Origin of the sequence: Pseudomonas sp. UBA6315, assembly GCF_002438125.1 — a bacterium.
GTDB classification, from domain to species: domain Bacteria; phylum Pseudomonadota; class Gammaproteobacteria; order Pseudomonadales; family Pseudomonadaceae; genus Aquipseudomonas; species Aquipseudomonas faucium.
This window is the reverse complement of the sequence record NZ_DJTF01000117.1, coordinates 1-7,866: the sequence shown is the minus strand read 5'-3', so window position 1 is coordinate 7,866 and position 7,866 is coordinate 1. Positions and strand designations below refer to the sequence as shown.

Annotated in this window: 10 protein-coding genes; 9 read left to right on the top strand and 1 reads right to left on the bottom strand. The window is 65.7% G+C overall.

The features are described from left to right. The 9 genes from B3E94_RS14305 to B3E94_RS14265 form a co-directional block, all read left to right on the top strand. Positions 1 to 645: enolase C-terminal domain-like protein (locus B3E94_RS14305; RefSeq protein ID WP_286914015.1), on the top strand; the 645-nt coding region annotated here is incomplete at its 5' end. Between the two features lie 17 nt (positions 646 to 662). After that, positions 663 to 953, top strand: coding sequence for a muconolactone Delta-isomerase (gene catC / locus B3E94_RS14300; protein WP_042127247.1), 291 nt, complete (start codon positions 663 to 665; stop codon positions 951 to 953). A gap of 33 nt (positions 954 to 986) precedes the next feature. Continuing rightward, a complete protein-coding gene (gene catA, locus B3E94_RS14295) occupies positions 987 to 1,901 on the top strand; it encodes a catechol 1,2-dioxygenase (protein WP_286914013.1) in 915 nt (304 codons plus the stop codon). Between the two features lie 116 nt (positions 1,902 to 2,017). Further along, positions 2,018 to 3,217 (top strand): benzoate/H(+) symporter BenE family transporter, encoded by a 1,200-nt coding sequence (locus tag B3E94_RS14290; RefSeq protein ID WP_286914012.1) that lies wholly within the window; start codon positions 2,018 to 2,020, stop codon positions 3,215 to 3,217. Positions 3,218 to 3,271: 54 nt separating this feature from the next. Beyond that, positions 3,272 to 4,522 carry an OprD family porin gene (locus B3E94_RS14285; protein WP_286914011.1) on the top strand — a complete coding sequence of 417 codons (1,251 nt, stop codon included), beginning with the start codon at positions 3,272 to 3,274 and terminating at the stop codon, positions 4,520 to 4,522. Between the two features lie 175 nt (positions 4,523 to 4,697). Then, positions 4,698 to 5,783: a metal-dependent hydrolase gene (locus tag B3E94_RS14280; protein ID WP_286914010.1), complete on the top strand. Its 1,086-nt coding sequence runs from the start codon at positions 4,698 to 4,700 to the stop codon at positions 5,781 to 5,783. A gap of 3 nt (positions 5,784 to 5,786) precedes the next feature. Next, a complete protein-coding gene (locus tag B3E94_RS14275) occupies positions 5,787 to 6,488 on the top strand; it encodes a TraX family protein (protein WP_286914009.1) in 702 nt (233 codons plus the stop codon). Positions 6,489 to 6,630: 142 nt separating this feature from the next. Beyond that, positions 6,631 to 6,843 carry a cold-shock protein gene (locus tag B3E94_RS14270; RefSeq protein WP_236235917.1) on the top strand — a complete coding sequence of 71 codons (213 nt, stop codon included), beginning with the start codon at positions 6,631 to 6,633 and terminating at the stop codon, positions 6,841 to 6,843. A 176-nt stretch (positions 6,844 to 7,019) separates the two neighbouring features. Next, positions 7,020 to 7,244 carry a cold-shock protein gene (locus B3E94_RS14265; RefSeq protein WP_286914008.1) on the top strand — a complete coding sequence of 75 codons (225 nt, stop codon included), beginning with the start codon at positions 7,020 to 7,022 and terminating at the stop codon, positions 7,242 to 7,244. 11 nt (positions 7,245 to 7,255) lie between these two features. Here B3E94_RS14265 and B3E94_RS14260 read toward each other — a convergent pair. Continuing rightward, positions 7,256 to 7,866, bottom strand: a 611-nt coding sequence (locus B3E94_RS14260; RefSeq protein ID WP_286914007.1) for an aldo/keto reductase, incomplete at its 5' end; no start/stop codon positions are given.

Below are 7,866 nucleotides of genomic sequence, written 5' to 3'. Positions count from 1 at the left end.
ATCCGCCGCCACCGGCTGTTCAAGCTGAAGATCGGCGCCAACCCGCTGGAGCAGGACCTCAAGCACGTGGTGGCGATCAAGCGCGAGCTGGGCGAGCGGGCCAGCGTGCGCGTGGACGTCAACCAGTACTGGGACGAGTCCCAGGCCCTGCGCGCCTGCCAGGTGCTGGGCGACAACGGCATCGACCTGATCGAGCAGCCGATTTCGCGCATCAACCGCGGCGGGCAAGTTCGCCTGAACCAGCGCAGCCCGGCGCCGATCATGGCCGACGAATCCATCGAAAGCGTCGAGGACGCCTTCAGCCTGGCCGCCGACGGCGCCGCCAGCATCTTCGCCCTGAAGATCGCCAAGAACGGCGGGCCGCGCGCCGTGCTGCGCACCGCGCAAATCGCCGAGGCAGCCGGTATCGCTCTTTATGGCGGGACCATGCTCGAAGGCTCGATCGGCACCCTGGCCTCGGCCCACGCCTTCCTCACCCTGCGCCAGCTGACCTGGGGCACCGAGTTGTTCGGCCCGTTGCTGCTGACCGAAGAGATCGTCAACGAGCCGCCGCAATACCACGACTTCCAGCTGCACGTGCCGCGCACCCCAGGCCTCGGCCTGAGCCTGGACGAAGCCCGCCTGGCGCGGTTCGCCCGCCGCTAACCCCAAGGAGAAACCCCATGCTGTTCCACGTGAAGATGACCGTGAAACTGCCGGTCGACATGGACCCGGCCAAGGCCGCGCAACTGAAGGCCGACGAAAAGGAACTGGCCCAGCGCCTGCAGCGCGAGGGCAGCTGGCGCCACCTGTGGCGCATCGCCGGGCACTACGCCAACTACAGCGTGTTCGACCTGCCCAGCGTCGAGGCGCTGCACGACACGCTGATGCAACTGCCGCTGTTCCCGTACATGGACATCGAGGTCGACGGCCTGTGCCGCCACCCCTCGTCGATCCATGCCGACGACCGCTGATTCCCTTTCGCACAAGAACAAGAGGTACCCACCATGACCGTGAAGATTTCCCAGACCGCCGACGTGCAAGCCTTCTTCCAGCAAGCTGCAGGCTTTGGCAATGACCAGGGCAACCCGCGCCTGAAGCGCATCATCCAGCGCGTATTGCAGGACACCGCGCGCCTGATCGAGGACCTGGAAGTCAGCGAAAACGAGTTCTGGCACGCCGTCGACTACCTCAACCGCCTGGGCGGGCGCGGCGAGGCCGGGCTGCTGGTGGCGGGCCTGGGCATCGAGCATTTCCTCGACCTGCTGCAGGACGCCAAGGACGCCGAGGTCGGCCTCACCGGCGGCACCCCGCGCACCATCGAAGGCCCGCTGTACGTGGCCGGTGCGCCGATCGCCGAAGGTGAAGTGCGCATGGACGATGGCAGCGAAGCGGGCGTGGCCACGCCGATGTTCCTCGAAGGCCAGGTGTTCGACCCTGCCGGCAAACCGCTGGCCGGCGCCACCGTCGACCTGTGGCATGCCAACACCCGTGGCACCTACTCGTTCTTCGACCAGAGCCAATCCGAATACAACCTGCGCCGGCGCATCGTCACCGATGCCGAGGGCCGCTACCGGGCGCGCTCCATCGTGCCCTCAGGCTACGGCTGCGACCCCCAGGGGCCGACCCAGGAGTGCCTCAACCTGCTCGGCCGCCATGGCCAACGCCCGGCCCACGTGCACTTCTTCATCTCGGCGCCGGGGCATCGGCACCTGACCACGCAGATCAACCTGTCGGGGGACAAGTACCTGTGGGACGACTTCGCCTACGCGACCCGTGATGGCCTGGTGGGGGAGGTGGTGTTTGCCGAAGGGCAGGAGGGGCGGTATGCCGAGTTGAAGTTCGACTTCCAGCTGCAAAAAGCGCAGGAAAGCGCCGATGAGCAGCGCAGTGGGCGGCCTCGGGCGTTGCAGGAAGGCTGAGGGCCCTATCGCCGGCAAGCCGGCTCCCACAGGTTCACCACCGTCCTCTGTGGGAGCCGGCTTGCCGGCGATCAAGGGCAAAGCCCTTGCCATCCACCCCTGTTGCGAGAGCCCCCATGAAAACCCTGATCAAGGACAGCTCGCTGTCCGCCCTCGTCGCCGGCTGCATCGCGACGATGATTTCCTACGCCGGCCCGCTGGTGATCATCTTCCACGCCGCCGAGGCCGCCGGCCTGTCCCAGGGCCTGCTGTCGTCCTGGGTCTGGGCGGTGTCCATGGGCAGCGCCGTGCTCGGCGCGGTGCTCAGCCTGCACTACCGGGTACCGGTGGTGATCGCCTGGTCGATCCCAGGCTCTGCGCTGCTGGTCACCGCCTTGCCGCAACTGGGCCTCGAGCAAGCGGTGGGGGCGTACCTGATCGCCAACCTGGTGCTGCTGCTGATTGGCATCAGCGGGGCGTTCGACCGCATCATCGCGCGGCTGCCCGGGTCGATCGCCGCCGGCATGCAGGCCGGCATCCTGTTCAGCTTCGGCACCGAGGTGTTCCGTGCGCTGCCGGCACAACCGGGGCTGGTGCTGACGATGTTCGCCACCTACGTGCTGATGCGCAGGGTGCAACCGCGGTACGCGGTGGCGGCGGTGCTGGCTGCCGGCGCCGTGGTAACGCTTGCCAGTGGCGCGTTTCGCAGCGAGGCGCTGGTACTGGCGTTGGCTTCGCCCCAGTGGATTACCCCGCAGTTCAGCCTGGCGGCGGTCTTCAGCCTGGCGCTGCCGATGGTGCTGGTGGCCCTGACCGGGCAGTTCATGCCGGGCATGGCGGTGCTGCGCAACGCCGGCTACGGCACGCCAGCAAGCCCGCTGATCAGCGCCAGTGCGGTCGGTGGCGCATTGCTGGCTCCATTCGGCTGCCATGGCCTGAACCTTGCCGCCGTCACCGCCAGCCTGTGTACCGGCCACGAGGCCCACGAAGACCCCCGTCGGCGCTATGCCGCAGCCGTGGCGGGCAGTGCGCTGTACCTGCTGCTGGGCATTGCCGGGGCGACGCTGATGTCGCTGTTCGCCGCCTTTCCTGCTGCGCTGATCGCCGCTCTGGCCGGGCTTGCGCTGTATGGCGCGATCAGTGAGGCGTTGGCCCGCAGCCTGGCTCAACCCGAGGAGCGCGATGCTGGCCTGTTCACCTTCCTGGTCACCGCTTCCGGGGTGTCGTTCCTGGGCCTGTCGGCCGCGTTCTGGGGCTTGCTGTTCGGCTTGCTGGCCCATGCGCTGCTGCATGTGCGCCGCCCACCCGCCATCCAGGCCCTGCGCCGCAATTGCTGAACCGTCGTATTCCCAACGCTTTACCCATAACAACAAGATCAAGAGAGCTTCGGAATGAACCACACCCCCTGCGTTGCCATCGGGCTGACCCTGTTCAGCCAGCCGTTACTCGCTGCCCAAGGCGGCTTCTTCGAAGAGGCCAAGGCCAGCCTCAGCGCCCGCAACTACTACTTCAGCCGCGACTACTCGGACATCGTCGGCGCCAACCAGCAGTCCAAGGCCGAGGAGTGGGCCCAGGGTTTCATCCTCGATTTCAAGTCCGGCTACACGCCGGGCCCGGTCGGGTTTGGCGTGGACGCCCTGGGCCTGCTGGGGATCAAGCTCGACAGCAGCCCGGACCGCGTCAACACCGGGTTGCTGCCAGTGCACGGCGATGGCCGCGCCGCCAACGAGTACAGCCGCCTGGCGCCGACCTTCAAGGCCAGGCTGTCGAACACCGAGCTGCGCATCGGCGAGCTGCAACCCAACCTGCCGGTGCTGACCTTCAGCGATATCCGCCTGCTGCCACCGACCTACCAGGGCGTCAGCCTGAGCTCAACGGAGTTGGAGGGCCTGACGCTGCAGGCCGGGCACCTGCGCTCGACGCACCTGCGCAACGAGGGCGGCGACGGCAAGATGAACGCGATGCTCGGCCACGTGCCCCAGCGCCAGGCTGAAAGCGATGGGTTCAACTATGTCGGGGGCGACTACGCGTTCAATGCCAACCAGAGCAGCGTGAGCCTGTGGTACGGGCAACTGGAGGACATCTACGCGCAGGGCTTTGTCGGCTTCAAGCACAGCAAGCCGGTGGGGGACTGGGTGCTCAGCGCCAACCTTGGCTATTTCACGGCCCGGGAAGACGGCGACGCGTTGCTCGGCAACATCGACAACCAGGCGTTGTTTTCGCTGCTGAGTGCCAGGCTCGGTGGCCACAGCTTCTACGTGGGCTACCAGGGTATCTATGGCGACAGCCCGTTTCCACGGGTATTCGCCAACATTTCGCCGTTGGGCAACGAAGTGCCGACCTATGAGTTCGCCTACACCGACGAGCGTTCCTACCAGCTGCGCTACGACTACAACTTCGCGGCCCTCGGCGTGCCGGGGCTGACAGCGACGGTGCGCTATATCACCGGCAACAACGTGGACACTGGCCAGGGCTACGAGGGCAAGGACCGCGAGCGCGACATCGACCTGGGCTACGCGGTGCAGAGCGGGGTGCTCAAAGGCCTGGGCATCCGCGTGCGCAATGCCATGGCGCGGTCCAACTACCGCACGGACATCGACGAGAACCGGTTGATCCTGGTGTACACCTGGCAGCTGTTCTGAGCCAGCACCGGCCCTATCGCCGGCAAGCCGGCTCCCACAGGATTTCACAGGCTGCGGTGGCGCTGTGGGAGCCGGCTTGCCGGCGATAGGGCCATCCGCTGTCACACACCTGCATTTGCACCCTCTGGATCAACAAGGTTAGGTTTCCTACATCACCCCCTCAGGAAGCCTACCCTTGGACTCCATCACCCAAGCCGTTCTGGGCGCCGCCCTCCAGGGTACGGTGCTCGGCCGTATCCAGGGCCGCCGCTCACTCATCTACGGCGCCGCCCTGGCCACCGTGCCGGACCTCGACGTGGTCATCCGCTACGCCGACCCGGTTTCGCAGATGACCTATCACCGCGGCTTCTACCACTCGCTCTTCGTGCTCACCGGGCTCGCCCTGCTGCTGGCCTTGCTGGTCAACTGGCTAGGGCGAACACGCTGGCCAACCCAGGGCTACACGCTGGGGCGCCTGTTCCTGGCCTTCTGGCTGGTGCTGGTGACCCACCCGCTCCTGGATGCGTTCACGGTCTACGGCACCCAGCTGTTCTGGCCGCTGCAGACCACGCCGCTCAGTTGGGCGGCGGTGTTCATCATCGACCCGCTGTACACCGTGCCACTGCTGGCCGCCGTGCTCTACACCGCAATCAAGGGCATCAACCACAAGGCCTTGCGCCTGATGAGCCTTGCGTTGATCTTCAGCACGGCCTACCTGGGCTTCGGCTTGGCCGGGCGCATGGTGGCCGAGCATCGCCTGCAGGCAGCCCTCGACCAGCAAGGGGTGGCGGTGACCCAGGTGCGTGCGGTGCCGATGGCCTTCAACAGCCTGGTCTGGCGGGTGCTGGCCAAGACCCCGGATGGCGACTACTACGAAGGCATCAGCAGCCTGTTCGACCGCGCGCCGCCGGAAATGCAGCGCTTGCCACTGAACCTCGCGGCCGCCGATGGCATCCCGTCGGCGCCCTTGCTGCAACGCCTGCGCTGGTTCACCGATGACTGGCTGCGCTACGACCAGGTCGGCGATGCGCTGGTGGTCACCGACCTGCGCATGGGCATCCCCGGCAACTACACCTTCCGCTTCAACATGGCCCACCGCGACCGCCAAGGGCACTGGGTGGCCGATACGCCGAGCCGCTTCGTGGGGGCGGGGCCGGGCTCGATGTTCGACGGCCACGACCTGGCGTTGATCTGGCGGCGCATCCTCGACCAGCAACCGCCGCTGCCCTTGGCCGCCTGGACCACCCAGTACCTGGGCCAGGCCGCCGAGCCTGGGCGCTGACCGGTGCGCTCGGCCGGCCTGGACCTGGTCAAGTGGACGGCAATGCTGACCATGGTCGCCGATCACCTGCGTTTCCTGTGGCCGGCCGCCGATGGCCTGTTCATCGTCGGCCGGCTGGCGTTTCCACTGTTTTGCCTGGCCATCGCCGCCAATGTGGCGCGGGCGAGCAGCATTCACGTGCGCTACCTCGGCTGGATGCTGGCCTTTGCCGTGGTGTCGGAAGGGCCTTATCGCTGGCTCGATCCGCACACCCAGACCTTCAGCGTGATCCCCACCCTGGCCTTGGGCGTACTGGTGGCCTGGGGCGTGCGGCATCCCCAATGGTGGGCTCGCTCGGTCGGGCTTGCCGCAGTGCTGACCGGAGCACTGTTCAGCCAGCAACTGATGTACGGCCTGCCCGGCGTGCTGCTGCCTGCGGGGTGGCTGATGGCGCGCCGCACGGGCGGGATCACCTGGTTGTTGCCCTGCCTGCTGGCGGTGGCGGGCAACCTGACCAACAGCTGGTTGCGCGGCCACCCGCTGGCGCCTGTCACGCTATTGACGATGGCCGCCGCGCTGTCGGCCATCCCCGTCGGTTGCCTGTTGCTGCGCCTGGACCACTTGCATGTGCCTGCCGTCAAGCGCTGGGGTTACCTGTTCTACCCCGCGCATCTGCTGGTTTTGAAGGTACTGATGCTAGTGCTGGCCGCTGCGGTTGGAGGGTAGGCCGGTGCGGGCGCCTGATAGCCCTGACAAAAATGATAGTGGCGCACTTTGCATGTATGGCTGATCCTGATAGGGCCGGGACTTGTCAGACGATGAGATAACACCCAAGGCAACACGCAGCTAGCAAACGAGGATTCAGCGCATGGCCAACAGAGAGACCGGAACCGTTAAATGGTTCAACGATGAAAAAGGCTTTGGCTTCATTACCCCGAAAAACGGTGGTGATGACCTGTTCGTTCATTTCAAGGCCATCGAGTCAGATGGTTTCAAGTCCCTGAAAGAGGGCCAGACTGTCAGCTTCGTTGCTGAAAAAGGGCAGAAAGGTATGCAGGCTGCTCAAGTACGCGTCGAATAGTCGGCGGCTTCAAGAAGAGGGCCCTTAGGGGCCCTTTTTTTGTGATTGGCGTGCGCAAACTAGTAGAAATGCCAGTAGCCCCTTTGCCCTGAAAGCCACAAGATCAACACGGACGGTGAAATGATTCCAGAGGTTTAGAAGGGCCTGACCCACACAATCACTAGCGGAGACTGTTCATGTCCAAACGCACTCAGTATCCGGCCACACCTTCGGTTGCACTTGTCGACCCTGATTTCGTGGCGCCGCAGGACGGGCAGTTGGTTTTTCTAAAGGATGCGGTAGGTGACGGTACACCGGTCATCCGTGAAGGCCAGCATGTCAGCTACGAATTGGTTCAAGGGCAGGACGGCCTTTGGTACGCCGTCAATATCGTCATCGAAGACGAACCGCCCTTGAATTAGCACGCTTACGCTCAGCTGCGCGCCACACGCCCACTGACAAAATGCGCCACATCGTTGAACCCTGGCGTGGACGCATGCCCCGGCGTCACCAGCGAGTCGATGAAGGCCTCGTCCTCGGCCGTGATCTTCACCTCCAGCGCACCTCCGTAAGTGTCCCACTGCGCCTCGGTACGTGGCCCGACGATGGCCGAGCTGACCAGCTGGCTATTGAGCACCCAGGCGATCGCGAACTCGACCATGCCCACGCCCTTGGCCTGCACATACGCCTGGATGTCGCGGGCGATGGCCAGCGACTCCTGGCGCCATTCCACCTCCAGGATGCGCTTGTCCTGGCGCGCGGCGCGGCTGCCGGCTTCGGGCGCTGCGCCCGGCGCATACTTGCCGCTGAGCACGCCGCGGGCCAGCGGGCTGAACGGCACCACGCCCAGGCCATGGTAGGCGGCAGCGGTCAGCTGCTCGGGTTCGGCCTGGCGGTTGACGATGTTGTACAGCGGCTGGCTGACCACCGGCTTGGCCACGCCCAGGCGCTCGGCGACGTTGCAGATCTCGGCGATGCGCCAGCCGCGGTAGTTGGACACGCCCCAGTAGCGGATCTTGCCCTGCTGCAGCAGGTCGCCGATGG

What these genes read in the sequence shown, in the direction of transcription:
- catC (WP_042127247.1), top strand. Translation starts at nt 663, where the DNA reads ATGCTGTTCCACGTGAAGATGACCGTGAAACTGCCGGTCGACATGGAC.
- catA (WP_286914013.1), top strand. Translation starts at nt 987, where the DNA reads ATGACCGTGAAGATTTCCCAGACCGCCGACGTGCAAGCCTTCTTCCAG.
- B3E94_RS14290 (WP_286914012.1), top strand. Translation starts at nt 2,018, where the DNA reads ATGAAAACCCTGATCAAGGACAGCTCGCTGTCCGCCCTCGTCGCCGGC.
- B3E94_RS14285 (WP_286914011.1), top strand. Translation starts at nt 3,272, where the DNA reads ATGAACCACACCCCCTGCGTTGCCATCGGGCTGACCCTGTTCAGCCAG.
- B3E94_RS14270 (WP_236235917.1), top strand. Translation starts at nt 6,631, where the DNA reads ATGGCCAACAGAGAGACCGGAACCGTTAAATGGTTCAACGATGAAAAA.
- B3E94_RS14265 (WP_286914008.1), top strand. Translation starts at nt 7,020, where the DNA reads ATGTCCAAACGCACTCAGTATCCGGCCACACCTTCGGTTGCACTTGTC.